Raw genomic sequence first — 24,293 nt, 5'->3', positions numbered from 1 at the left:
AGCGCCACGGGTTCACGCCTTCAGTGAGTCCTTGCGGTACAGCCAGGCGGCCGCACCGGTGAACAGTACGAAGTACCCGGCGAGGAGCGCCACGTCCTCTACGCGCGGCGCCCCGCCGAGTTCGATGGCCTGGCCGAGTCCGGCGTAGGCGCGGGTGGGCAGCCATTCGCACAGGGCGCTCAGCCACTGCGGGAAGTTGGCGGTGGGCATCCACAGGCCGCCGAGGATCGACAGGCCGAAGTAGAACAGCATGCTGATCGGGCGGACGGTGTCGCCGCTCGCCAGGTAGCCGATGGCCACGCCGAGCGCGGCGAAGACGAGGCTGCCGGCCCAGATGGCGCCGGTCAGGGCGAGCCACTGCCAGGCCTCGAACCGTACGCCCTTCACGCCGGCGGCCACCGCGAAGACGACGAGGATCGAGGGGAGGGACAGGACGCCGGCGCTCGCGGTCTTGGCGAGGACGTAGCCGTGTCCCGGCAGGGCGGTCAGCCGCAGCTGGCGGACCCAGCCCTGCTCGCGCTCCTTGGCGATGCGTTCGCTGTTGCCCATGAGGACGGCGGTCAGGGCTCCGAAGGAGGCCATGGCGACCATGTAGAAGGCAGGCATGCCCAGTTCGGTGCCGAGGACCTCGGTGTCGCCGGGGATGGTGCCGCCCAGCATCAGGAACAGGGCGGCCGGGTAGAGGACGTTGAAGAACAGGTACTTCTTGTTGCGCCGGGCGCGGGTGATCTCCAGGCGGACCAGGCTCAGGGTCCCGGCGGTGGACGCGTGCGTCATCGGGCGGCCTCCTCGGCCTCGGTGAGGGCGATGAAGGCCTGCTCCAGGCCCAGGCCCGCGACCTCCAGGTTGCGGGGGTACAGGCCGAGCCCGTACACGGCGTGGACGGTGGCGTCGGCGTCGCGGGACTGGAGGCGGACGGTGGTGCCGGTGCGCTCGTAGGCGGTCAGGGCGGGCAGGGCGCGCAGGGCCGCCTCCTCGACGGGGGCGTCGAGGTCGAAGGCGATCCTGCGGGCGCCGGCCTTGGCCTTGATCTCGGCGGCGGTGCCGTCGGCGAGGAGCCGGCCCCTGGAGAGGACCAGCACCCGGTCGGCGATGGCGTCCGCCTCCTCCAGGTAGTGGGTGGCGAACAGGACGGTGCGGCCCCGGTCGGCCTGTTCGCGCATGGTGGCCCAGAAGGCCTGGCGGGAGGTGACGTCCATGCCGGTGGTCGGCTCGTCGAGGACGATCAGGTCGTTCTCGCCGGCGGTGGCGAGCGCGAAGCGGACCCGCTGTTCCTGGCCGCCGGAGAGCTTGTTGACCACGCGGCCGGCGATCTCGGTGATCCCGGCGCGGTGCAGGACCTCGTCCACGGGGTGCGGGCGGGGGTGCAGGGCGCAGCCGAGGGTGACGAGTTCGCGTACGGTCACCTCCTCCATCAGGCCGCCGCTCTGGAGCATGGCCCCGACGCGGCCGGCCGCGAGGGCCTCGCGGGGGGTGGTGCCGAAGAGGCTGACGGTGCCGGAGTCGGCGGGGCGCAGCCCGAGCAGGAGGTCGAGGGTGGAGGACTTGCCGGCGCCGTTGGGGCCCAGGAGGGCGACGGTCTCGCCCGGGTGGAGTTCGAGGGAGAGGCCGTCCACGGCCCGGACCCCGCCGTAGCTCTTGGTCACGTTCCGGAAGCTCACCACCGGGCCGTGGGCGGCGGCGGGAGCGCTCGCGGGGTGTGTCGCGGTCGTCGTCGTCATGGGTCGAGGATCGCCCGGACGGGGGTGCGGGCGGTAGTGTCGGCCGTCGTGGGGGCGGCATGACGGATGTCATGCCGTGGAGGTGACGCCCGGGGCCGCTCCGGGGTCCGGGTACGCCACGGCCCCTCCCCGGGGCGGGAAGGGGCCGTGGGCGGACGGGCGGGTGTCAGCCCGCGTTGGTGTCGATGGTGACGGTCCGTTCGGCGGGGGTCTTGCCGATGAGGGCCTTGCCGAGGGCGCCCGCGACGTCCTGCGGGGTGACGGGGGTCTTGGCGCCGGTGCCGCGCGTGATCAGGACCCCGTCGAAGGTGTTGCCGTAGGTGGCCTTGAGGGCTTCCAGGTCGTACTTCTCGACGAGGCGGCCGTCCACGGGGTGCATGGTGAGGATCTTCGGCAGGGACTTGGCGCCGAAGGGCAGGGACTTGCCGCCGGCCTTGACGGTGGCGGGGGCGGACATCGCCGGTTCGGCGAACTCCTTCATCGCCCGGTCCAGTTCGGCCTGGGTGATGGTGGGTTCCTTGGTGGCGGTGGGCAGTTCGACGCTGGGGGCCTTGCCGGTCGCGACGAACTCCCGGAAGGCCTTGATGACCCGGTCGACGGAGCCGTCGACGTCGAGGCCGGTGCCGGCCTTGCCGGGGACGGCGACGGCCTTGCCCGTGTCGAACCTGATCGTGCCCTCGGAGGAGGAGCCGGAGGTGCCGGCCGCCTCCTGGAGCGCGACGCGCAGCTTCTCCTCGTCGACCGGCATGACGGCCTCGGCGGTGCGCTCGCCGCCGAACAGCGAGCCGATGACGGTGACGGGGTTGTAGTCGCTGCCGGCCGCGTTGCGCACGGTGGTCTGGCTGTCGAGGGTCAGGCCCGCCTTGTCGGGCTTCAGCTCGACCTGCTTGCCGCCCACGGTCAGCGGCAGCGGCGCGGAGGCGCGGGTGCCGAAGGCCTTCTGCAGCTCGGCGACGGCCTCCTCGCGGGTGCCGCCGATGTCGACGCCGAGGACGGAGGTGCCCTTGGGGACGTCGGAGTGGTTCATGAGCAGGCCGGCGCCGTAGGCGACGGCGACGAGGGCGATCAGGCCGCCGCCGAGGAGGACCACCTTGGAGCGGCCCTTCTTGGCGGGCTTGCCCGTCGTGGCCGCCTTGGCGGGCTTGGCGGGCTTGCCCGGCTTCGCGGGCCTGGCGGGCTTCGCGGGCTTCGCGTCGCCCTTGGGCCCCTTGGATCCCTTCGCGCCCTTGCCGGCGGGGGCCGGCGGGGCCGGGACCGTACGGCTCTGCCGGTCGGGCTGCGGGCCGGGGGCCGGGACCTTCGGGGTGGTGGCGAGGGGCGGGAACGCGTCGGCGCCGGGCGGGTACGCGGCGGCGGCGCCCTGCCCGGAGGGGGCCTGGGGGCCGGGCCAGCCGGAGGGCTCGTCGGCTCCCACCGGTACGGTGCCCAGCGCGGGCCCGCCGGTCGGCCCGGCGGGGTCGGAGAAGGCCGGGAAGGCCTCCGTCGAGGGGCCCGCGTCGTAGCCGTCGAAGGTGTCGTAGGCCGGGGGCGGCGGCGGGGTGTCCTGCCGGCCGCCGACGCCGGGGCCGCCGACGGTCGGCGGGGCGAAGCCGGCTCCGGTGCCGTAGGCGGCCTGCGGCTGCTGCTGTCCGGGGGCGGCCGGGGGCGCGAAGCCCGCGCCGGTGCCGCCGGGGGGCGTGGCGGAGCCGTAGCCGGCGCCGGCCGGCGGCGCGGGGGCCGGGGCGGGGGCGGGGGCGGGCGGCGGGGTCGCCTTGCGCGGGGCGAACCAGCCGCCGGCCGGCGGCTCGGAGCCGGAGCCGCCCGCGGGACCGGCGGCGGGTGCCGGGGCGGCCGGGGGCGGGGTCCGGTCGGTGGGACGCGCGGGCAGGGCGGCCCGTACGGGCGCGGGGGCGGGCGCCGGCGCCGGGGTCGGCGCGGGGCCCGGCTCGGGCTCGGCGTTCCCCGGGGCTCCGGCCGAGGCGCCGCCCTTGACGGGCTTGCGCACGACCACGGGCGGGATCGGCCGCGAACCCGGAATGTTGATCCGGATCCGGGTCGTCAGGGTGGTCTCGGTCTTCGGCCCGTCGTTGTCGGGCGTGGACGGGTTCGAGGTCACAGGATTCTCCTCCGGGGCGGTCTCCGCGTCAGGCCGAGGTGACACGGCCGTGGACGGATACTGGCCGGTTCCGTACGGCGGCGTACCCGAGGGGTACGCGGCTCCGCCGTGGCCGTGGGGCCCGGGGGACGAACTGTCAGTTTCACGACTCAAGGCAGGTTCTCCCGGTTGGCTCCGCCGCCCGTCATACCGTGCGCGGGCAGCTCGGCGGCGCGTCCACCATACTGGCCGCGACCCGGGCGCAACTGTCCACCGGGAATCCCAGGTTCCTCTTGACGTCCGGTACGGCCCGTTCCGAGGGCCCGTCAAACCCCCTCAAGCCGTCCCTGATCGGAGGACGGCCAGGGACGACGGAGCGCTGTCAGCGGGCTCACGGGGCCGAAACGGGCCGATCGACGGGACCGCGCATCGTGGCACAGATCACAGCGACGATACTTCCCCCCAAAAGGTATGCGTACATACCGATTCCGGAGGAACCGAGCAGGAAGTCCCCTTCGGGGCGCGGCACCCCGAGCAGTACGTACGACAGGAACCAGCCGGCCGCCGCCACGCCCACGCCGAGGCCGCCCCCGGTGAGGAGCCGCGCGCCGAGGAACAGCCCGAAGAGGGCGAGCAGGGCGAGCAGCAGCCCGGCCGGCAGCCACAGGTCGACGACGAGCCACCCGGCCCCGCCGGCCAGGACGCCCAGCACCAGCAGGCCCAGCAGGACGGCGATCCGCCCGGGGGTCAGCGCCGTGGTCACGCCTCCACCCCCGCGAAGAGGTCCCGCTCGCGGGTGCCCGCGGGGGCGCCCGGGGTCCCGTGGACCAACTCGTAGTACTCCCGGGCGAAGAGGGGCTGCGCCAGGTCGTTCGAGAGGGCGAAGAAGGGGCCGTCCACGGCGATCTGCGTGGCGTGCGCCCGCATGGCGGCCGCCTTGGCCGCGGCCAGGCCCGCCTGCGCGTCGTCGCCGATCTCGGCGGTGATCCGCTCGTCGGCGACCACCCCCGGCACGTCGTCGGGGCTCGCGAGCCCGGGGAAGGGCAGCGTGGCACCGGCCTCGCGCAGCCGCTCGAAGCCCGCCTCGACCACCGAGCGCGGCACGCGGTTCCAGTAGATCTTCCCGATGGCGTGCGGGGCGCCGAGCTCGGGGCGCCACGCGGCGTCGGCGGCGAGCACCGCGGCGCGCGTCGCGACGCGGTGGGCCTGGATGTGGTCGGGGTGGCCGTAGCCGCCGTCCGGGTCGTAGGTGACGAGGACCTGCGGGCGCAGCTCCCGGATCACCTCGACGAGGTACCCGGCGGCCTCGTCCACGTCGGCCGCCCAGAACGCGCCGGGGCGGTCGTTCTGCGGGACGCCCATCATCCCGGAGTCGCGGAAGCGGCCGGGGCCGCCCAGGAACCGGTGGTCGGTGACCCCCAGCTCCTTCATGGCGGCGGCGAGCTCCCCGACCCGGTGGGGGCCGAGGGCGTCGTCGCGGTCGGGCGCGAGGTGGGCCAGCCCGGCGGGGATGACCTCGCCCTCCTCGCCGAGCGTGCAGGTCACCAACGCGACGTGGGCGCCCTCGGCCGCGTACTTGGCCATGGTGACGCCGTTGTTGATCGACTCGTCGTCCGGGTGCGCGTGCACGAGGAGCAGACGACGGGCGGGAAGACCGTTCATAAGGGTCAGCCTACGAGCAGGACCTACAGCTTGAGGCCACTGATCATGCTCGCCACGTTGGACGTGAGCTGGCTGAGGGTGGGCGCGACCGTCGAGCTCGCCAGGTAGAACCCGAGCAGCACGCAGACGAACGCGTGCCCCGCCTTCAGTCCCGACCTCCGGACCAGAAGGAAGACGACGATCGCCAGCAGCACCACGGCCGAGATCGATAGTGCCACGGCGTTTCACCTCCACGTCGAGCGGACATCGGTACGCGTACTCGTGCTCGGCGGAGTCATACCCACCGTGCGCTACGGATCATAACTATCCGTACCAGCGCATCGATCGAATTCCGGCAGCACGAGGGGCGCATGCCGCGCACGCCCGGGGGCACACGGGGACCGGCCGGGGAGGCTCCACGCCTCCCCGGCCGGTTGTGGGCACCCGCACGGCCGCACCGACTCCAGGCTGCCGGGCCCGGAAGTCGGGGCAGAAACGGTCAAGTTGCCTTCACGTTACGGGCGTTAGGGTGTCGGCGGCAGGTACGGGACCGCACCGACGGGGGTGGCTTGAAATGATCGGTCGACTGGGGCTGGCGAGACGGATGTTCCACGCGGCGCACGAGGAACTGGCCGCGGCGATCCGCTCCGCCGACGCCCGGGACCTCGGTCGCGCCCGGATCCCCGGAGCCAACACCCCGGCCTGGCTGCTCTGGCACGTCGCGCGCGGCGAGGACCGCAACCTCTCCGAGATCGCGGGTCTGCCGCAGCTCTGGGTGGCCGACGGTTGGGCGGATCGTTTCGGCCGTCCGGCGGACCCCCACGACACCGGCTACGGACACACCCCGGCGCAGGCCGCGGCCTTCGCCGGCCCCGGCGCCCCGGGGGCGACCCCGCTCCTGGAGTACCTGGACGCCGTGTTCGAGGAGCGGGTCGAACGCCACCTCGCCGCCGCCCCGGACGAGGACCTCGACCGGATCGCCCCGAGCCCGACCCTGGGCACCGCCGAGACGGTCGAGGCCCGCCTGGCCTCGCAGCTCGCGGACACCCTGGCCCACCTGGGCCAGCTCGGCCTGCTCCTCCCGCGACGCGGGGACTCCTAGGGGGTCTCCCCCGGGCCCGGCGGGACCACCTGCTTCTCGGCGGCGAAGTGGCAGGCCGAGGGGTGGGCGGCCGGTCCCGTCGGGAAGGCCTTCGGGACGGCCAGGAGGGGGACCTCCGTCGTGCAGCGCTCCTCGGCCTTCCAGCAGCGGGTGCGGAAGCGGCAGCCCGAGGGCGGGTTGGCCGGGGAGGGGACGTCGCCGGTGAGGATGATCCGCTCGCGGTGCGCGCGGGCCTCGGGGTCCGGGACGGGCACCGCGGACAGCAGGGCCTGCGTGTACGGGTGGGTGGGGTGGTCGTAGATCTGGGTGTCGGTGCCGATCTCGACGATCCGGCCCAGGTACATGACGCCGACCCGGTCGGAGATGTGCCGGACGATCGAGAGGTCGTGCGCGATGAACACGTAGGACAGGTCGAACTCGTCCTGGAGGCGCTCCAGGAGGTTGACGACCTGGGCCTGGACGGAGACGTCCAGGGCGGAGACGGGTTCGTCGGCGACGATGATCTCGGGCTTCAGGGCAAGGCCGCGGGCGATGCCGATGCGTTGGCGCTGGCCGCCGGAGAACTGGTGCGGGTAGCGGTTGATGTACTCCGGGTTCAGACCCACGACGTCCAGGAGCTCCTGGACCTTGCGGCGCCGGTCGCCCTTGGGAGCCACCTCGGGGTGGATCTCGAAGGGCTCGCCGATGATGTCGCCGACCGTCATGCGCGGGTTGAGCGAGGTGTACGGGTCCTGGAAGACCATCTGGATGTTGCGGCGGACGGCCTTGAGGGCCTTGCCCGACAGCTTGGTGACGTCCTCGCCCTTGTACGCGATGGCGCCGGCGGTCGGCCGTTCGAGGTGGACCAGCATCCTGGCGACGGTGGACTTGCCGCAGCCGGACTCGCCGACGATGCCGAGGGTCTCGCCGGCGGCGAGGTCGAAGGAGACCCCGTCGACGGCCTTGACCGCGCCGACCTGCTTCTTGAAGAGGATGCCCTGGGTCAGCGGGTAGTGCTTGACCAGGTCGCGGACCTCCAGGAGGGGTTCAGCCACCGAGGCACTCCTTCCAGAAGAAGCAGGCGCTGGTGCGGTCCGGGCCCACGTCCGCGAGGGGCGGGACCTCGGCCCGACAGGCGGCCCGGGCCATGGGACAGCGCGGGTTGAAGGCGCAACCGGGCGGGATGGCCAGCAGGTTGGGCGGCAGCCCCTTGATGGCGTAGAGCTCCTGGCCCTTCTGGTCCAGGCGCGGGATCGAGTCGAGCAGGCCGCGGGTGTAGGGGTGCGCGGGCTCCTTGTAGATCGCGTGCACGGGGGCGGCCTCGACGATCCGGCCCGCGTACATGACGGCGATCTTGTCGGCGACGTCGGCGACGACGCCGAGGTCGTGGGTGATCAGGATCAGACCCATGTTGAGCTCGCGCTGGAGCTCCGCGAGCAGGTCCATGACCTGGGCCTGGACCGTCACGTCGAGGGCCGTGGTCGGCTCGTCGGCGATGATCAGGGAGGGTTCCAGGGCCAACGCCATGGCGATCATGATGCGCTGGCGCATACCGCCCGAGAACTGGTGCGGGTAGTCGCCGACGCGTTCGCGCGCGGCCGGGATCCTGACCCGGTCCATCAGCTCCACGGCCTTGGCGCGGGAGTCCTTGCGGGACATGCCGCGGTGGACCTCGTACATCTCGCCGAGCTGGGCGCCGACGGTCAGGACGGGGTTGAGTGAGGACAGGGCGTCCTGGAAGATCATGGCCATCTCGGCGCCGCGGATCCTGCGGCGGTCCTCCTCCTTGGTCTTGAGGAGGTCGCGGCCCTTGAAGAGGATCTCGCCGCCGGTGATGCGGCCGGGAGGGCTGTCGAGGATCCCCATCACGGCCTGGGCGGTGACGGACTTGCCGGAGCCGGACTCGCCGAGCACGGCCAGCGTCTCGCCCTCGTCGACCGAGTAGTTCACCCCGTTGACGGCCTTCGCGACCCCGTCGCGGGTCTTGAACTCCACGTGCAGGTCGCGGACTTCGAGCAGCATCTGCCGACTCACTCCTCAGCGCAGCTTGGGGTCGAGGGCGTCGCGCACCGCGTCGCCGAGCATGATGAAGGCGAGCACGGTCAGGCTCAGGGCTCCCGCCGGCCACAGCAGCATGTGCGGGGCGTTGCGGATCTGGGAGGCGGCGTTGGAGATGTCGATGCCCCAGGAGACCGTCGGCGGGCGCAGGCCGACGCCGAGGAAGGACAGGGTGGCCTCCAGCGCGATGTACGTGCCGAGGGCGATGGTGGCGACGACGATGACGGGGGCGACGGCGTTGGGGGCGACGTGGCGGATCAGCATCCGGCCGTTGCCGGCGCCGAGGGCGCGGGCCGCCTGGACGTAGTCGTTCTGCTTGGCGGTGATCACCGAGCCGCGGGCGATGCGGGCGAGCTGCGGCCAGCCCAGGAGCACGATGAAGCCGACGACGGGCCACACGGTGGTGCTGGTGACGACGGACAGGAAGACCAGGCCGCCGAGGATGACCGGGATGCCGAAGAAGATGTCGGCGACCCGGGAGAGCAGGGAGTCGCCCCAGCCGCCGAAGAAGCCCGCGAGGCCGCCGAGGGCGGAACCGAGGAGGGCCGCGCCGAGGGTGGCGCAGACGCCGACGGTGATGGAGGCGCGGGCGCCGTAGACGGTGCGGGTGTAGACGTCGCAGCCCTGGGTGTCGTAGCCGAAGGGGTGGCCGGGCTGGGAGCCCTCCTGGGACTTGGACAGGTCGCACTGGAGGGGGTCCCCGCTCGCGATGAGCTGCGGCCAGATCGCGATGACCACGAGGAAGAGGATGAGCAGGCCGGAGACGATGAAGACGGGGTTGCGGCGCAGCTGGTGCCAGGCGTCGGACCACAGGCTGCGGGCCTTCTCGCTCGGCCCGGGGCCCGGGCCGCCGGTGACCCCTTCGAGGCTCTCGGCCTCCTCCAGGGCGAGGTCCATGGCACCTCCCTGGCCGGTGGGCGCGACGGCCTCGTGGGGGCGGGGACCGACCGGGTCGTAGCCGCCGGGGCCTTCGGGGCGCTCGGGATCAGGCATAACGGATCCTCGGGTCCAGGACCGCGTAGAGCAGGTCGACGAGCAGGTTCGCCAGCAGGAAGACGATGACGAGGATGGTCACGAAGCCGACGACGGTGGGGGCGTTGTTGCGCAGGATGCCCTGGTAGAGCTGGTAGCCGACGCCGTGGATGTTGAAGATCCGCTCGGTGACGATGGCGCCGCCCATCAGGGCGCCGATGTCGGTGCCGATGAAGGTGACGACGGGGATGAGGGAGTTGCGCAGCAGGTGTCGGGTGACGACGCGGCGGCGCGGCAGGCCCTTGGCGGTGGCGGTGCGGACGTAGTCGGCCTTGACGTTCTCGGCGATGGAGGTCCGCGACAGGCGGGTGACGTAGGCGAGGGAGACCAGGGCGAGGACGATGCCGGGCAGGATCAGCTGGCCGAAGGGGGCGTCCGCCGAGACGGTGGGCCTGACCCAGCCCCATTTGACGCCGAAGAGGAACTGGAGCAGGTAGCCCGTCACGAAGGTGGGCACGGAGATGACGACCAGCGTGAGGACCAGCACGGTGGTGTCGACGGCCCTGCCTCGGCGCAGGCCGCTGATGACGCCGAGGGTGATGCCGATGACGATCTCGAAGAAGATCGCGACGCAGGTCAGGCGCAGGGTGACGGGGAAGGCGCTCGCCATCAGCTCGGTGACCTTCTGGCCGTTGAAGGCGGTGCCGAAGTCGCCCTGGAAGATCTGGCCCATGTAGTGCAGGTACTGCTTCCACAGGGGCTGGTCGAGGTAGAGGTCCTTGCGGATGCGGGCGGCGGTGGCCGGGTCGGGCGCCTTGTCGCCGAAGAGGGCGGCGACCGGGTCGCCGAGGGCGTACACCATGAAGAAGATCAGGAACGTGCTGCCGATGAACACCGGGATCATCTGGAGCAGCCGCCGGATCACATAACGTCCCATGGACTGCTCCGGGTTCGATCCCCCGCGGGGGTCAGCTGACCTTGATCTGGTTGTAGACGGGGACGCTGAACTGGTTCAGGGTCACGTCGGAGATGCGCTCGGAGTAGCCGGCGCTGCCGTTCTGGTACCACAGCGGGATCGAGGGCATCTGCTCGGCGAGGATCTTCTCGGCGTCCTGGAACGAGGCGATGGCCTTGGCGGTGTCGCTCTCGCGGTTGGCCTCGTCGACGAGCCGGTCGAAGTCCGGGTTGCTGAACTTGCCGTAGTTGGAGGAGGCGCCGGTGTAGTAGAGCGGCTCCAGGAAGTTCTGGATCAGCGGGTAGTCGGCCTGCCAGCCCGAGCGGAAGGGGCCGGTGAGCTTGTAGGAGCTCTGCTGGTTGCGGAAGTCGGCGAAGGTGCCGATCGGGTTGACGGTGCAGACCGGGCCCTCGCCGAGGGCGTTGTTGACGCTGTTGCAGACGGCGTCCATCCAGTCGCGGTGCGAGCCCGTGTCCACGTTCGAGGTCAGCGTGACCTTGCCGCCGGGCAGGCCGCCGCCCTCCTGGATGAGCTTCTTCGCGGCGGCCGGATCGAAGGTGCAGGCCTCGCCGCACAGGGTGGCGTTGAAGCCGCCCTTGGTCCCCAGGGCCGGGGAGGTCCAGTCCTTGGCCGGGGTGCGGGTCTCGCGGAAGATCTGCTGGGTGATCTCGTCGCGGTTGATGGCCATGGAGATGCCCCGGCGGACCTTCTCCATGCCCTCCTTGTTCCACTGCGGGTCGTACAGCGGGAAGGTGAGGGTCTGGATGATGAGGGCCGGCTGGTTGATGTAGCGGTCGCCGAGGTCGTTCTTGACGTTCTTCAGCTGCTGCGCGGGGATGTCGTCGACCAGGTCGAGGTTGCCGGAGATCAGGTCGGTGTAGGCGGTGTTGTTGTCGGTGTAGACCTTGAGGTCGACGCCGTTGTTCTGCGCCTTGTCCTCGCCCGGGTAGCCGTCCCACTTGCGCAGCTTCATCGCGGTGCCCTTGGTGTACGAGTCCACCGTGTACGGGCCGTTGCCGACCGGCTTGGCGAGCCAGGCGGTGTGGTCGGTGAAGAAGGACTGGGGCAGCGGGCTGAAGGCCTGGTAGCCGAGGGTCTGCGGCCAGGTGGAGAACTTCTCCTTGAGGGCGACGGTGAAGGTCTTGTCGTCCTTGACGACCAGCCCGGACATGGTCTTCGTCTTGGGGTCGCCGGTGGCCGGGTGCAGGTCCGCGTAGCCGACGATGTCGGAGAAGAAGGGCGAGTTGTTCTGCTTGTTGCGGACGTCCGCCGCGTAGTTCCAGGCGTCGACGAAGGACTTCGCGGTGACGGGCTCGTCGTTGCTGAACTTCCAGCCGTCCTTCAGGGTGATCGTGAAGTTCTGGCTGTCGGTGGTCTCGATCTTCTCGGCGAGCATGTTCACGGCCTCGCCGGTCTTCGGGTCGTAGCGCATGAGGCCCCGGAAGAGCATGTCGAGGACCTTGCCGCCCTGCACCTCGTTGGTGTTGGCGGGCTCCAGCGGGTTCTGGGGGTCCCCCCAGGAGGAGCTGACGATGCCCGCGCCGCCACCGCCGTCGCCGCTGTCGCTTCCGCCGCCGCAGGCCGTCGCCGCGAGGGCGACGGCCACCGCACATGCGGCCCACTGGGCGTGGGTGGCTCCGCGCATGGAGTGCCTCCTAGGGTCCCGAGACTCGTCAGGGCCCAATGTCACCCCATGTGGGGGCCGTCACACTCCTGGTTGGACCGATTGCACCCCCGCGTCCCACCCCTGTCACCCCTGCGAGTGCAAACTCAGCTCCCAGGTGTCGACCGCGTAGTGCGGACCCATGCCGTGCGCCTCGTAGAGCGCCAGTGCGCCGGTCTCGTTGTGCGTGTCCACGCCGAGGCCCACCGTCTCGCGGCCCCGGGCGGCGTACGCGGCGAATCCGTGGCGCAGCAGGAAGCCGCCGATGCCGCGGCCGCGCTGGTCCTCGCGTACGCCGAGGTGGCTGATCCAGCCCATGCTGGTGCGGTCGTCGCGGGTGAGCAGGACGCCGACGTCGCCCTCGGCGGGCAGGCTCGCGATCCACACGAGGGACCAGTCGAGGCGGCGGGCGTCCAGGTGGTCGAGCCAGGTCTCGTACGGGCGGTCCACATGGCCGAAGTGGGCGGCGAAGGTCGTCTCGATCAGGCGGTGGGCCCGCTCGCGGTCGGCCTCGTCGGCGGCGCAGTCGCGCAGGGCGAGGCCGGTGGGCGGCGGGGGCGGCGTACGGTCGGCGCGGCCGAGCCGGCGGGTCAGCACCTGGTAGCCGCGCACGGTGCGGTAGCCGCGGCCGGTCAGCAGGGACAGGTCGAGGGTGGGGGCCACGTTGAGCTGGATGCGCAGGCGGGCCGGGCGGGCGCCGGCGGCGAGCTCGCGGGCGCGGGCCTCCATGAGCTCCAGCAGGCGCAGCGCGGCCGGTGCGTGGCCGGGCAGGACGTAGTGGTCACCGTCGACGCGGCCCGGTCCCGAGTCGGCCCACACCAGGGCGTAGGCGACGAGGCGGCCGCCCTGGAAGGCGAGCCAGGAGTCGGTGGCGAGGTCCACGTCGGGGTGGTTCAGGTCGGCCTCGACGGTGCCGAGGTCGGTCTCGGGTCTGCCGATCTCGATGACGTCGACGGCGTTGAGCAGGGCGCAGATGTCGGGCGCGTCCCCGGGCCCGGCCGGACGGACGGTCAGCGTGTCGCTCATCCGCCCACTCTCGAAGGCGCGGGCGTGCGGGCGCAACCGGCTTTCCCCGGGCGCTCCCGTGCGGGCGGAACGCGCCGGGGCGCCCGGGACCGGACGGATCCGGTCCCGGGCGCCCCGGGTACGCCTGCGCGGGAGGTCAGACGGCCAGTACGGCCTTCTCTTCCGCGAAGTGGCACGCCGACTCGTGCGCGGCCGGGGTGTTCAGCCCCGTGAAGCGCGTCGGGATCGCCAGCACCGGCTCCTCCGTGGAGCAGCGCTCCTCGGCCTTCCAGCAGCGGGTGCGGAAGCGGCAGCCCGAGGGCGGGTTGGCCGGGGAGGGGACGTCGCCGGTGAGGATGATCCGCTCGCGGTGCGCGCGGGCCTCGGGGTCCGGGACGGGCACCGCGGACAGCAGGGCCTGCGTGTACGGGTGGGTGGGGTGGTCGTAGATCTGGGTGTCGGTGCCGATCTCCGCCATCTTGCCCAGGTACATGACGCCCACGCGGTCCGAGATGTGCCGGACGATCGAGAGGTCGTGCGCGATGAACACGTAGGACAGGTCGAACTCGTCCTGGAGCTTGCCCATCAGGTTGATGACCTGCGCCTGCACCGACACGTCGAGCGCGGAGACCGGCTCGTCGCAGATGATGATCTCCGGGTTGAGCGCGAGGCCGCGGGCGATGCCGATGCGCTGGCGCTGGCCGCCGGAGAACTGGTGCGGGTAGCGGTTGATGTACTCCGGGTTCAGACCCACGACGTCCAGGAGCTCCTGGACCTTGCGGCGCCGGTCGCCCTTGGGAGCCACCTCGGGGTGGATCTCGAAGGGCTCGCCGATGATGTCGCCGACCGTCATGCGCGGGTTGAGCGAGGTGTACGGGTCCTGGAACACCATCTGGATGTTGCGGCGGACGGCCTTGAGGGCCTTGCCCGACAGCTTGGTGATGTCCTGGCCCTTGTAGAACACCTCGCCGGCCGTGGCCTTCTCCAGGCTCATCAGCAGCTTGGCGACGGTGGACTTGCCACAGCCGGACTCGCCGACGATGCCCAGGGTCTCGCCCCGGTAGAGGTCGAAGGAGACCCCGTCGACGGCCTTGACCGCGCCGACCTGCTTCTTGAAGAGGATGCCCTGGGTCAGCGGGAAGTGCTTGACCAGGTTGCGCACCTGGAGGATCGGCTCGCCCTCGGGATTGGTCAGGTCAGCCATGGATCTGCTCCTTCCAGAAGTGGCACGCGCTGCCGCGACCGGCGAGCGCGGTGCCGTCCTGCTCGGTCACCTGGTGCAGGACCGGGACGTCGGTGCGGCAGACGTCCTGCGCCTTGGGGCAGCGCGGGTTGAAGGCGCAGCCGGAGGGGATGTTGAGCAGGTTGGGCGGCAGGCCCTTGATCGCGTAGAGCTCCTGGCCCTTCTGGTCCAGGCGCGGGATCGAGTCGAGCAGGCCGCGGGTGTACGGGTGCGCCGGGCGGCTGTAGATCTCGTGGACCGGGGCGGTCTCGACGATCCGGCCGCCGTACATGACGGCGATCTTGTCGGCGACGTCGGCGACGACGCCGAGGTCGTGGGTGATCAGGATCAGACCCATGTTCATCTCGCGCTGGAGCTCCGCGAGCAGGTCCATGACCTGGGCCTGGACCGTCACGTCGAGGGCCGTGGTCGGCTCGTCGGCGATGATCAGGTCGGGCTCCAGGGCCATCGCCATGGCGATCATGATGCGCTGGCGCATACCGCCCGAGAACTGGTGCGGGTAGTCGCTCACGCGCGCCTTGGCGGCGGGGATCTTCACGCGGTCCATGAGCTCGACGGCCTTGACCAGCGAGTCCTTCTTGGACATCCCGCGGTGGACGCGGAACATCTCGCCGAGCTGGGCGCCCACGGTGTGCACCGGGTTCAGCGAGGACAGCGCGTCCTGGAAGATCATGGCGATCTTCGAGCCGCGGATCTTGCGGTACTCCTCGGCCGGGAGCTTGAGCAGGTCCTGGCCCTGGAAGAGGATCTCGCCGGACGGGATCTTGCCGGGCGGCATGTCGAGGATGCCCATGATGGCCTGCGCCGTCACGGACTTGCCCGAGCCGGACTCGCCGAGCACCGCGAGGGTCTCGCCGGAGTTCACCGAGTACGAGACGCCGTTGACGGCCTTGGCGACACCGTCGCGGGTGTGGAACTCGACGTGCAGGTCGCGCACTTCGAGGAGGGGGGAGGTCTCCGGGGCCGGGCGGGGCGCCGGGACGTTCGAGGTCATGTCGATGGTGGTCAACGTACGCCCTTCCTCAGCGCAGCTTCGGGTCGAGGGCGTCACGTACCGCGTCGCCGACCATGATGAACGCGAGCACGGTGATGCTCAGCGCCAGCGACGGGAACAGCAGTACGTGCGGAGCCTGGAGCCAGCGGACGGAGGCGTCGCTGACCATCAGGCCCCAGGAGATCTCCGGCGGCTGGACGCCGATGCCGAGGTACGACAGGGCCGCCTCGGCGGAGATGTACACACCCAGGCTGATCGCGCCGACCACGATGACGGGGGCGACGGCGTTCGGCAGGATGTGGCGGATCGTGATGCGCATGGTGCCGGCGCCGAGGGCGCGGGCGGCCACCACGTAGTCGTTGTTCTTGTTCTGCAGGACCGAGGACCGCATGATGCGGAAGATCTGCGGCCAGCCGAGGATGGCGAGCACCAGGGAGACGGTCCAGGCGTTGCCCGGCAGCGAGGACATGATCAGCATGCCGCCGAGGAGCAGCGGGATGGCGAAGAAGATCTCGGTGAAGCGGGACAGGACGCTGTCGACGACGCCGCCGACCCAACCGGCGACGAGGCCGAGGCCACCGCCGACGATCAGCACGAGCGAGGTGGTGACGATGCCGACGATCACCGAGTTGCGGGCGGCCCACACCGTGCGGATGTAGACGTCGCAGCCCTGGATGTCGTAGCCGAACCAGTGGGCGGCGCTCGGGGTCTTGAGCGAGTCCTCCAGCTTGCACGCGGCGGAGTCGAACGGGCTGCCGTCGGTGAAGAGCTGCGGCACGGCGGCCACGATCAGCAGGAACAGGACGAGGACGCCACCGATGATGAAGATCGGGTTGCGGCGCAGGTCGCGCAGGGCGTCGGACCAGAGGCTGGCCTCGCGCTCCTTCTTGTTGCCGTCGCCCTGACCGGGCGCCGCGCCGGTGGAGGTGGCTCCGGCGATCTGGGTGTCGGTCATCGAGCCCTCCACCGTAGTTGTCTCACGCATAGCGGATCCTCGGGTCGAGCACGGCGTACAGCAGGTCCACCAGGAGGTTGGCGACGAGGTAGATGAGGACCAGGAGGGTCACACCACCGACCACGACGGCACCCTGCTTCAGGTACACGGACTGGGCGAGCAGGCCACCGAGGCCGTGGATGTTGAAGATGCGCTCGGTGATGACCGCGCCGCCCATGAGGCCACCGAGGTCGGCACCGAGGAAGGTGACGATCGGGATCAGCGCGTTGCGCAGGGCGTGGTTGACCACGACGCGACGGCGGGGCAGGCCCTTGGCCGTGGCGGTGCGCACGTAGTCGGCGCGCATGGTCTCCATGAGGCTGGTACGGGTCAGTCGGGCCACGTACGCGAGCGAGGTGGAGGCGAGGACCCACGCCGGGAGGAGGTAGGCGCGCAGTCCGTCGTTCTCGTTGAAGGAGACGGAGAAGAGCTCGATGCCCCAGTTGTTCTTGAGCTGCACGCCCAGGGTCAGCTGGAGGACGAAGCCGGTGACGAAGACCGGGATCGAGATGACCATCAGCGTGGAGATCAGGACCAGCTGGTCCAGGAACTTGCCGCGGCGCAGGGCGGCCATGATGCCGGCCGCGACGCCGACGATCGCCTCGATGACGAAGGCGAAGATGGCGAGGTTCACCGTGTAGGGGAAGGCTTCGCCGATCATGTCGGCGACCTTGCGACCGGTGAGGGTCTCGCCGAGGTCTCCCTGGAACACGCCGGAGATGTAGTTCCAGTACTGGAGCAGGAACGGGTCGTCGAGGTGGTACTTCTCGCGCAGCATCGCCGCGACGAGGGGGTCTGCCTTCTTCTCGCCTGCCAGGAGCTGGATCGGGTCAGCGCCGGGCATCGCGAAGGTCAGCAGGTAGATCAGGAACGTGGCACCGAGCAGTACAGGGATCGCCTGTATGAGTCGGCGGATGAGGTAGCGGCCCATCAGACCTCCAACAAGAACAGGGGGAAAGGGCGGGCTGACGGAAACCTGATTCCGTCAGCCCGCCCCCTGGATTCCCCTAAGTGAAGAGGGGTGTTAGTTGAGCTCGACGTTCGCCAGGTCCATGCGGCCCTGGGCGTCGACCTCGACGTTCTTCACGGACTTGGAGTAGGCCGAAGAAGACATGTACGTGAACACCGGGATGTACGGAAGGTCCTTGATGATGATGTCATCGGCCTTCTGGTACAGCTTCAGACCCTCGGCGGCGTCGGTGGCACGGTCGGCCTCCGCCATGGTCTTCTCGAACTCTTCGTTCTTGTAGTGACCGTAGTTGGAGCCCTGCTCGATGGCGACCTTCGAGAAGATCGGACGCAGGTAGTTCTCCGCCGCCGGGTAGTCCATGGACCACGCCATGCGGAACGCGCCCTTGTACTTCGAGGCGCCCAGGTCGTCCAGCATGTCGCCGAACTTGGCGTACGGCTTGGCCGTGACCTCGATGCCGAGGTTCGACTTCAGCTGGTTCGCGACGGCCTCGATCCACTCCTTGTGGCCGCCGTCGGCGTTGTAGCCGAGCTCCAGCTTGTTGCCCGGGACACCGCCGGCCTTCTCGAAGAGCTCCTTGGCCTTCGTCGGGTTGTAGGTGCCGATCTCGCCCAGCGCGCCCTTGCGGTAGCCCGGGATGATCGGGCTGATGAAGTCGTCGGCCGGCTTGCGGGTGCCGTTGAAGATGGTCTTCGTGATGGCTTCCCGGTCGATGGCCATGGAGATGGCCTGTCGGATCTCCAGCTTGCCGAAGGTCTCCGGGTTCTGCTCCAGCGGGAGGCCGAGGTAACCGACGCCCGACTCCGGCTTGTAGATGTAGCGGTCGCCGAACTCCTGGGAGACGGTGGCCATCGCCGAGACGGGGAGCTTGTCGACGATCTGGATGTTGTCGGCGCGCAGGTCGTTGTACGCCGTGTCCAGGTTGTCGTAGATCTTGAAGGTGACGCCCGCGAGCTTGGCGCGACCCTCGGCCGGGTACTTGTCGTACCGCTTGATCTTGATCTGCTTGTTGTGGTCCCAGGCGCCGTCCATCTGGAAGGGGCCGTTACCGATGGGGGCCTCGCCGAACTTCTTCGGGTCCGCCTCGAACGCCTTCGGCAGCGGGTAGAAGGCGTTGTAGCCCAGCATGGTCTTGAACTGGGAGAAGGGCTCCTTCAGCGTGACGGTGAAGGTCTTCTCGTCAACGACCTTGAGGCCCTTGAGCTCCTTGGAGGTGGGCTTCTTGTCCTTGCCCGGCGCGAGCTCCTCGGAGCCCTCGATCTTCGCGAAGAAGGGCATGCCCTCGGCGGCGTTGTCCTGGTTGGCGCCCCAGTTCCAGGCACGGACGAAGGACTGCGCGTCCAGCTTCTCACCGTTGTGGAAGGTGAAGCCGTCCTTGACCTTGATGGTCCAGGTCTTCGAGTCCGTGGTCTCGATGGACTCGGCGGCGGCCAGCTTCGGCTCGTTGGTCTTGTTGTCGTACTTGACCAGACCGACGAAGAGCGCGTTGAGGACCTCGGCGCCCTCGGACTCGGCGGTGTTCTGGCCGATCAGACCGTGCTGCGGCTCGCCGAGCACAACGGTGATCTTGCCGCCGGCGGCGCCGGCGTCGTCCTTGCTGGTGCTGCATGCCGTAGCGGCCATCGCCACGATGACGGCACCGGCGACCCACTTGGCGCTCGTTGCTCCGCGCATGGGTGTTTGCCTCCTCAGGAGTCACTGTCGATTCGTGAAGGACCCGGTTCCCGCTGACACCCCTGACAGCGAAATCCGGTCCCATCGTGTGTGCTCGTGAGTCGACGCTCCCCACAGCGTGTGACCCATTGACCCGAGCTCAATGGAGCCATCCTCAGGGACACCCCGACCGTAAACCACACTTAAGTGGTCTCGTTTTCACAACATCACCGCACGGCGAAAACCCGAAATCCGGACAAACGGATAGGAGACAGACACGTGCGAAACGGACGGTTAGCTCACCTTCCGGAGTGTCACGGTCGGTATGCGGACACTCGAACCGTTAAATCCGCTTGACAAACGCGAACGGCCCCTTCCCTCACCGCGAGCGGTGTGGGAAGGGGCCGTTTTCGGCCGTACCAGTCTCAGACAGACGACAACAAGGTGCTAGGGACCGCTACTTGGCGGACTTGGCACGCGAGGCGGTGCGCGAACGCTCCTTCTGGTCCAGGACGACCTTGCGGATGCGGACCGCCTCCGGGGTCACCTCGACGCACTCGTCGTCGCGGCAGAACTCCAGGGACTGCTCCAGGGAGAGCTTGCGCGGCGGGATCACGTTCTCCGTGTTGTCCGCGGAAGCCGCACGCATGTTGGTGAGCTTCTTCTCCTTGGTGATGTTCACGTCCATGTCGTCGGAACGCGAGTTCTCGCCGACGATCATGCCCTCGTACACCTCGGTGCCGGGCTCGGTGAACAGGACGCCGCGCTCCTGGAGGTTGATCATCGCGAACGGCGTGACCGCACCGGAGCGGTCGGCGACCAGCGAACCGTTGTTGCGGGTCACCAGCTGGCCGAACCACGGCTCGTGGCCCTCGTGGATCGAGTGGGCGATGCCCGTGCCGCGGGTGTTGGTCAGGAACTCCGTACGGAAGCCGATCAGGCCGCGCGACGGGACGACGAACTCCATGCGGACCCAGCCGGAGCCGTGGTTCGACATGTTGTCCATGCGGCCCTTGCGGACGCCCATGAGCTGCGTGACCGCGCCCATGTGCTCCTCGGGGACGTCGATCGTCATGCGCTCGACCGGCTCGTGGACCTTGCCGTCGATCTCCTGGGTGACGACCTGCGGCTTGCCGATGGTCAGCTCGAAGCCCTCGCGGCGCATCTGCTCGACCAGGATGGCGAGCGCGAGCTCACCGCGGCCCTGGACCTCCCAGGCGTCCGGACGCTCGGTGTCGAGGACGCGCAGCGAGACGTTACCGATCAGCTCGCGGTCGAGGCGGTCCTTGACCTGGCGGGCGGTGACCTTGCGGTCCTTGACCGCGGCCTTGGCGTCCGCGCCCTTGCCGGTGCCGCCGCGGCCGACCATCGGGGAGGTGTTCGTACCGATGGTCATGGAGATCGCCGGCTCGTCGACCGAGATCAGCGGCAGCGCCACCGGGTTCTCCGGGTCGGCCAGGGTCTCGCCGATCATGATGTCCGGGATGCCGGCGACGGCGCAGATGTCACCGGGGCCCGCGACCTCGGCCGGCTTGCGGGTGAGCGCCTCGGTCATCATCAGCTCGGTGATGCGGACGTTGGAGATCGAACCGTCACGCTTGATCCACGCGACCGTCTGGCCCTTGCGCAGCTCGCCCTGCTCGACGCGGAGCAGCGCGATGCGGCCGAGGAAGTTGTCGGCGTCCAGGTTGGTGACGTGGGCCTGGAGGGGGGCCTCCTCGTCGTACACCGGGGCCGGGACGTGCTCCAGGATGGCCGAGAAGAACGGCTCCAGGTTGTCGCTGTCCGCGGGGACGGTGCCGTCCTCCGGCTTGGTCAGCGAGGCGACGCCGTCACGGCCGCAGGCGTAGACGATCGGGAACTCGATCTGGTCCTCGTCGGCGTCCAGGTCGAGGAAGAGGTCGTAGGTCTCGTTGACGACCTCGTCGATCCGGGAGTCCGGGCGGTCCGTCTTGTTGATGCAGAGGATGACGGGCTTGCGCTGCTGGAGCGCCTTGCGCAGCACGAAGCGGGTCTGGGGCAGCGGACCCTCGGAGGCGTCCACCAGCAGGACGACGGCGTCCACCATCGACAGACCGCGCTCGACCTCACCACCGAAGTCGGCGTGGCCGGGGGTGTCGATGATGTTGATCGTGATGGGCGCCCCGCCGTCCTTGGGGTGGTACTTCACCGCCGTGTTCTTGGCGAGGATCGTGATGCCCTTCTCACGCTCCAGGTCGTTCGAGTCCATCATGCGGTCGTCGAGCTGCTGGTGGGCGGCGAAGGCACCGGCCTGCTTGAGCATGGCATCGACGATGGTCGTCTTGCCATGGTCGACGTGGGCGACGATGGCGACGTTACGGATGTCGTGGCGCGTGGGCACTTCGGCGCTTCTCCCGGGATCGTGGATGGCGTCGCGTACGGTCCGGCACGCGCGCCTCGACCGGGCGGAAAACCTGCCACGGCCTTACCCCATCGTACGTCGGATGGCGGGAACCGCCTGCCGGGGGGTCTGTCAAGAGGCCGGACGACTGAGCACAGCCCGCTCCCGGACGGGGCCCGGGCGGGGGGTGGGGGCTGTGGGTGGAGCCTTGTCACTACGGGGTTGCACGCGGGTCAACGGGTACACACGACCTTGCCCGCCGGGTCAACGGCGGGCAAGGGAATTGAGTCACTTCTGAGGTTGTGACCCGCGGGTCAACCTGTTCGGCACCGCTTTGTCACCACTTCTTCTTCGCGACTACTTCTTCTTCGCGTCCTTGGCCGTGGGCGGCTTCTTCCACCCGATGTCCTGGTAGCGGGGGGTTCCGAGGCCGAAGGCGCCCGCGTTGACCAGGCCCGGCTTCGTGGCGACCAGCTCCGGGCGCTGGTAGAGCGGGATGGAGCCGGCGGCGGCCCAGATCCGGGCGTCGGCCTTGCGCATCAGCTCGCGCGCCTGGGCCTCGTCCAGCTCGCCCACCGCCTGGTCGAACAGCTGGTCGATGTGGTCCGTGCCGACCCGGGTGTAGTTCTGTTCGACGAGGAGGGAGCCGTCGGCCGCCGGTTCCGGCTTCGCGAAGATCGGGCGGGCGTCCGTGGCCGGGTAGGCCGTCGCGGGCCAGGAGTACAGGGCCAGGTCGTACTGGCCCGAGGCGATGTGGTCCTTGAAGAAGCTCTCGTCCGCGACCTTCTTCATCTCCGTCGCGATCCCGATCTTCCGGAGCATCTGGGAGATCCGGTCGCCCACCGTGCGCAGCGCCTCCGAGCCGGGGCCCGAGGGGAGGACGAAGCGCAGGCTGAGCGGCTTGCCGTCCTTGGCGAGCATCGAGCCGGAGGTACGGACGTTCTGCTTGGCCGGTGCGGGGGCCGGGGTGGACCTCGCCGGTTCCTTGTCGTCGTCCGCCCCGTCGGCGTCCCCGTCGGCGCGGGCGCTCTTGCCGTCGTCCTCGCCCTCTGCCCCGCCCGCGGCGGCCTCGGCCGCCGCGTCCTCCAGGGCCCGCGCCTGCTGGAGCAGTACGTGGCCCTGCTCGACGGCGAGCGATCCCGGGGCGAGCACCGGGGAGGTCCGCGGCGCCTGCCCCTCGACGCCCGGGAGGGCGTCCTCGGGCAGCGCGGGCAGCGCGTCGCCGAGGGCGCCCGGGGCCGCGCCCGGCATCGCGGGGCCGGCCTTCCGGGCGGGCAGGTCGGCGGTCGCGGAGCGCAGGTCGCCGTTGCGCCCGTCGTCCTGGCCCACGATGTAGAGGCCGTCGTTGCCGGTGCCGGGGCCCGCGGGCGTCTTGGAGTCGTCGTGCGGCGCGCCCTCGGCGCCCTCGGCGTTCTGCGCGCCCGCCTTGGCGCCGGCCGGCTCGGTGAGCTTGCCGTCCTTGCGCCAGCCGGCGTCCGCGAGGAGGGCTTGGGCCGCCTGGGTGTCCTGTCCGCCGAGGGCGTCGCTGTTGTCCGCGTACGCCTGCTGCCCGGCCAGCGCCAGGTGGCTGCCGACCGGCTTCGCCGGCAGGCCGAGGGGCTTGAGTACCGCCTCGGCGAGCGCCTTGCGGTCCAGGGCCCGGGCGACCGCGCGGCGGACGCGCTCGTCGGACAGGGCTCCGGAGGCGCCGTTCATGGCCAGCTGCGTGTAGGCCGGCTCCAGGGACTTGCGGATCCGGAAGCCGCGCAGGGCCGCCTGCTCCTCGGCGTACTTCTTGACGGCGTCGGCGCTCTTGCGGCGGCTCTCCGTCTCCTCCGCGGCCTTGGTCTCGTCGGCGCCGTGGGCCAGCGCCCAGGACAGGGTGGCCTGGGCGGGGGTCAGCGAGGCCCCGGGGCCGTGCCGGCCGTCGACGCGGCCCGCGTCGCGGTGGGCCAGGGCGATCCGGTCGACGCCGGCGCGGTCCACCTCGGCGAGGTCGACCTTCCCGGAGGCCAGCGCGGCCGGCCGGCCGGACCGGGGCACGGCCGTCAGTACGAGGGTGTCCAGCTTGGCGGGCGCCCCCCACCAGCGCGGGTTGCGGGTCAGGGCGGCGGTGCCCGTCTTCTTGTCGATGGCCCCGAGGGCGAAGGGGCCGGCGGTGACCTTCAGGGTGCCGCGGGCCCCCTCGTTGAAGGCGTCCGGGGTCCCGGTGACCTGCTTGGGGTAGAGCGGGCTGAACAGGGAGCGCCAGTCCGCGTACGGCTTGACGAAGGTGACCTTGACCTCCAGGTCGGTCTTGCCGCGCTCGATCTTCTCGATCCGCTCGTAACCCGCGTTGCGCGCCGTCCAGTACGCCGAGTCCTTGCCGTTCAGGGCCCGCCACTGGGCGACGAAGTCCGCCGCGCCGATCTCGCGGCCGTCGCTCCACACCGCCTGCTGGTTGAGCTTGTACAGGACGACCTGCTTGGGTTCGCGCTCGACGACCTCGGCCTTCTCCAGGTAGTCCGGGTTGGCGACGGGCCGTCCCTTGGCGTCCAGCGTGAACAGCTGCGGCAGCACGGCGCCCACGATCCGGGTGGTGGTGGCGTCGGCGTCGGCCTGGAAGGCGTTCAGGGTCTGGGGGAGGGCGTCCACGGCCCAGCGCAGCACCCCGCCGTCGGCCACCCGGTCGCGGGTGGTCGTCGCGATGTCCTGACCGGCGGCGACCGGTCCGCCCTCGTCCTCGCCCGCCCCGCAGCCCGCGAGGAGCGGCAGTGCGAGGACTCCCGAGGTGAGGAGCGCCAAGGACCTGCGCCTTCTCTGGGTCATGGGTGGTACCTCCGGGGCGTGGCGTGGGGGCCGTGAACAACGGGAGCGGGAGACCGGTGCTTTCGATCACGTTCGGCGGTATATGGAGCTGATCACACTGGTGCCGGAACCCACTGAAAT

The 24,293-nt window shown here is 70.4% G+C and carries 20 protein-coding genes; 1 reads left to right on the top strand and 19 read right to left on the bottom strand.

The features are described 5' to 3' along the window. Positions 1-12: 12 nt before the first annotated feature. The 6 genes from AB0D01_RS02430 to AB0D01_RS02405 form a co-directional block, all read right to left on the bottom strand. Positions 13-777 carry an ABC transporter permease gene (locus AB0D01_RS02430; RefSeq protein ID WP_363053119.1) on the bottom strand — a complete coding sequence of 255 codons (765 nt, stop codon included), beginning with the start codon at positions 775-777 and terminating at the stop codon, positions 13-15. Then, complete coding sequence (locus AB0D01_RS02425) at positions 774-1,721, bottom strand: ABC transporter ATP-binding protein (protein WP_363053118.1); 948 nt, start codon at positions 1,719-1,721, stop codon at positions 774-776. Before AB0D01_RS02425 ends, AB0D01_RS02430 begins: the two co-directional genes overlap by 4 nt. A gap of 166 nt (positions 1,722-1,887) precedes the next feature. After that, on the bottom strand, positions 1,888-3,816 hold the full coding sequence (locus AB0D01_RS02420) for a hypothetical protein (protein ID WP_363053117.1): 1,929 nt from the start codon (positions 3,814-3,816) through the stop codon (positions 1,888-1,890). Positions 3,817-4,186: 370 nt separating this feature from the next. Beyond that, positions 4,187-4,558 (bottom strand): DUF6113 family protein, encoded by a 372-nt coding sequence (locus tag AB0D01_RS02415; RefSeq protein ID WP_363053116.1) that lies wholly within the window; start codon positions 4,556-4,558, stop codon positions 4,187-4,189. Continuing rightward, on the bottom strand, positions 4,555-5,457 hold the full coding sequence (mshB, locus tag AB0D01_RS02410) for an N-acetyl-1-D-myo-inositol-2-amino-2-deoxy-alpha-D-glucopyranoside deacetylase (RefSeq protein WP_363053115.1): 903 nt from the start codon (positions 5,455-5,457) through the stop codon (positions 4,555-4,557). The genes AB0D01_RS02415 and mshB overlap by 4 nt, the downstream gene beginning before the upstream one ends. Positions 5,458-5,480: 23 nt before the next feature. Continuing rightward, complete coding sequence (locus AB0D01_RS02405; protein WP_045952243.1) at positions 5,481-5,675, bottom strand: hypothetical protein; 195 nt, start codon at positions 5,673-5,675, stop codon at positions 5,481-5,483. Positions 5,676-6,010: 335 nt separating this feature from the next. Between AB0D01_RS02405 and AB0D01_RS02400 the strand changes: the two genes are divergently transcribed. Continuing rightward, complete coding sequence (locus AB0D01_RS02400) at positions 6,011-6,538, top strand: DinB family protein (RefSeq protein WP_363053114.1); 528 nt, start codon at positions 6,011-6,013, stop codon at positions 6,536-6,538. On the opposite strand, the gene AB0D01_RS02395 is transcribed toward AB0D01_RS02400, so the two are convergent. The 13 genes from AB0D01_RS02395 to AB0D01_RS02335 form a co-directional block, all read right to left on the bottom strand. Next, positions 6,535-7,572, bottom strand: coding sequence for a dipeptide ABC transporter ATP-binding protein (locus AB0D01_RS02395; RefSeq protein ID WP_363053113.1), 1,038 nt, complete (start codon positions 7,570-7,572; stop codon positions 6,535-6,537). The genes AB0D01_RS02400 and AB0D01_RS02395 overlap by 4 nt on opposite strands. Then, on the bottom strand, positions 7,565-8,539 hold the full coding sequence (locus AB0D01_RS02390; RefSeq protein WP_363053112.1) for an ABC transporter ATP-binding protein: 975 nt from the start codon (positions 8,537-8,539) through the stop codon (positions 7,565-7,567). Before AB0D01_RS02390 ends, AB0D01_RS02395 begins: the two co-directional genes overlap by 8 nt. Positions 8,540-8,554: 15 nt before the next feature. Further along, positions 8,555-9,568, bottom strand: a complete 1,014-nt coding sequence (locus AB0D01_RS02385; RefSeq protein ID WP_363053111.1) for an ABC transporter permease — start codon at positions 9,566-9,568, stop codon at positions 8,555-8,557. Then, positions 9,561-10,484: an ABC transporter permease gene (locus AB0D01_RS02380; RefSeq protein WP_363053110.1), complete on the bottom strand. Its 924-nt coding sequence runs from the start codon at positions 10,482-10,484 to the stop codon at positions 9,561-9,563. The genes AB0D01_RS02385 and AB0D01_RS02380 overlap by 8 nt, the downstream gene beginning before the upstream one ends. Positions 10,485-10,515: 31 nt before the next feature. Then, positions 10,516-12,147 carry an ABC transporter substrate-binding protein gene (locus AB0D01_RS02375; protein ID WP_363053109.1) on the bottom strand — a complete coding sequence of 544 codons (1,632 nt, stop codon included), beginning with the start codon at positions 12,145-12,147 and terminating at the stop codon, positions 10,516-10,518. Between the two features lie 105 nt (positions 12,148-12,252). Further along, entirely contained in the window at positions 12,253-13,191 is a 939-nt protein-coding gene (locus AB0D01_RS02370; protein WP_363053108.1) for a GNAT family N-acetyltransferase, read from the bottom strand. A 136-nt stretch (positions 13,192-13,327) separates the two neighbouring features. Continuing rightward, positions 13,328-14,374: a dipeptide ABC transporter ATP-binding protein gene (locus tag AB0D01_RS02365; protein ID WP_363053107.1), complete on the bottom strand. Its 1,047-nt coding sequence runs from the start codon at positions 14,372-14,374 to the stop codon at positions 13,328-13,330. Beyond that, positions 14,367-15,422, bottom strand: coding sequence for an ABC transporter ATP-binding protein (locus AB0D01_RS02360; RefSeq protein WP_363053106.1), 1,056 nt, complete (start codon positions 15,420-15,422; stop codon positions 14,367-14,369). The genes AB0D01_RS02365 and AB0D01_RS02360 overlap by 8 nt, the downstream gene beginning before the upstream one ends. A gap of 13 nt (positions 15,423-15,435) precedes the next feature. Further along, complete coding sequence (locus AB0D01_RS02355) at positions 15,436-16,392, bottom strand: ABC transporter permease (protein ID WP_363053105.1); 957 nt, start codon at positions 16,390-16,392, stop codon at positions 15,436-15,438. After that, complete coding sequence (locus AB0D01_RS02350; protein WP_363053104.1) at positions 16,385-17,332, bottom strand: ABC transporter permease; 948 nt, start codon at positions 17,330-17,332, stop codon at positions 16,385-16,387. The genes AB0D01_RS02355 and AB0D01_RS02350 overlap by 8 nt, the downstream gene beginning before the upstream one ends. A gap of 93 nt (positions 17,333-17,425) precedes the next feature. Next, on the bottom strand, positions 17,426-19,045 hold the full coding sequence (locus tag AB0D01_RS02345; RefSeq protein WP_363053103.1) for an ABC transporter substrate-binding protein: 1,620 nt from the start codon (positions 19,043-19,045) through the stop codon (positions 17,426-17,428). A gap of 436 nt (positions 19,046-19,481) precedes the next feature. Further along, positions 19,482-21,386 carry a translational GTPase TypA gene (gene typA / locus AB0D01_RS02340; protein WP_363053102.1) on the bottom strand — a complete coding sequence of 635 codons (1,905 nt, stop codon included), beginning with the start codon at positions 21,384-21,386 and terminating at the stop codon, positions 19,482-19,484. Between the two features lie 357 nt (positions 21,387-21,743). Continuing rightward, a complete protein-coding gene (locus tag AB0D01_RS02335; RefSeq protein WP_363053101.1) occupies positions 21,744-24,173 on the bottom strand; it encodes an ABC transporter family substrate-binding protein in 2,430 nt (809 codons plus the stop codon). Between the last annotated feature and the right edge of the window lie 120 nt (positions 24,174-24,293).

The sequence above is a fragment of the Streptomyces sp. NPDC048606 genome (assembly GCF_040650855.1).
Classification (GTDB): Bacteria; Actinomycetota; Actinomycetes; order Streptomycetales; family Streptomycetaceae; genus Streptomyces.
This window is presented reverse-complemented; position numbering and strand designations above follow the sequence as displayed.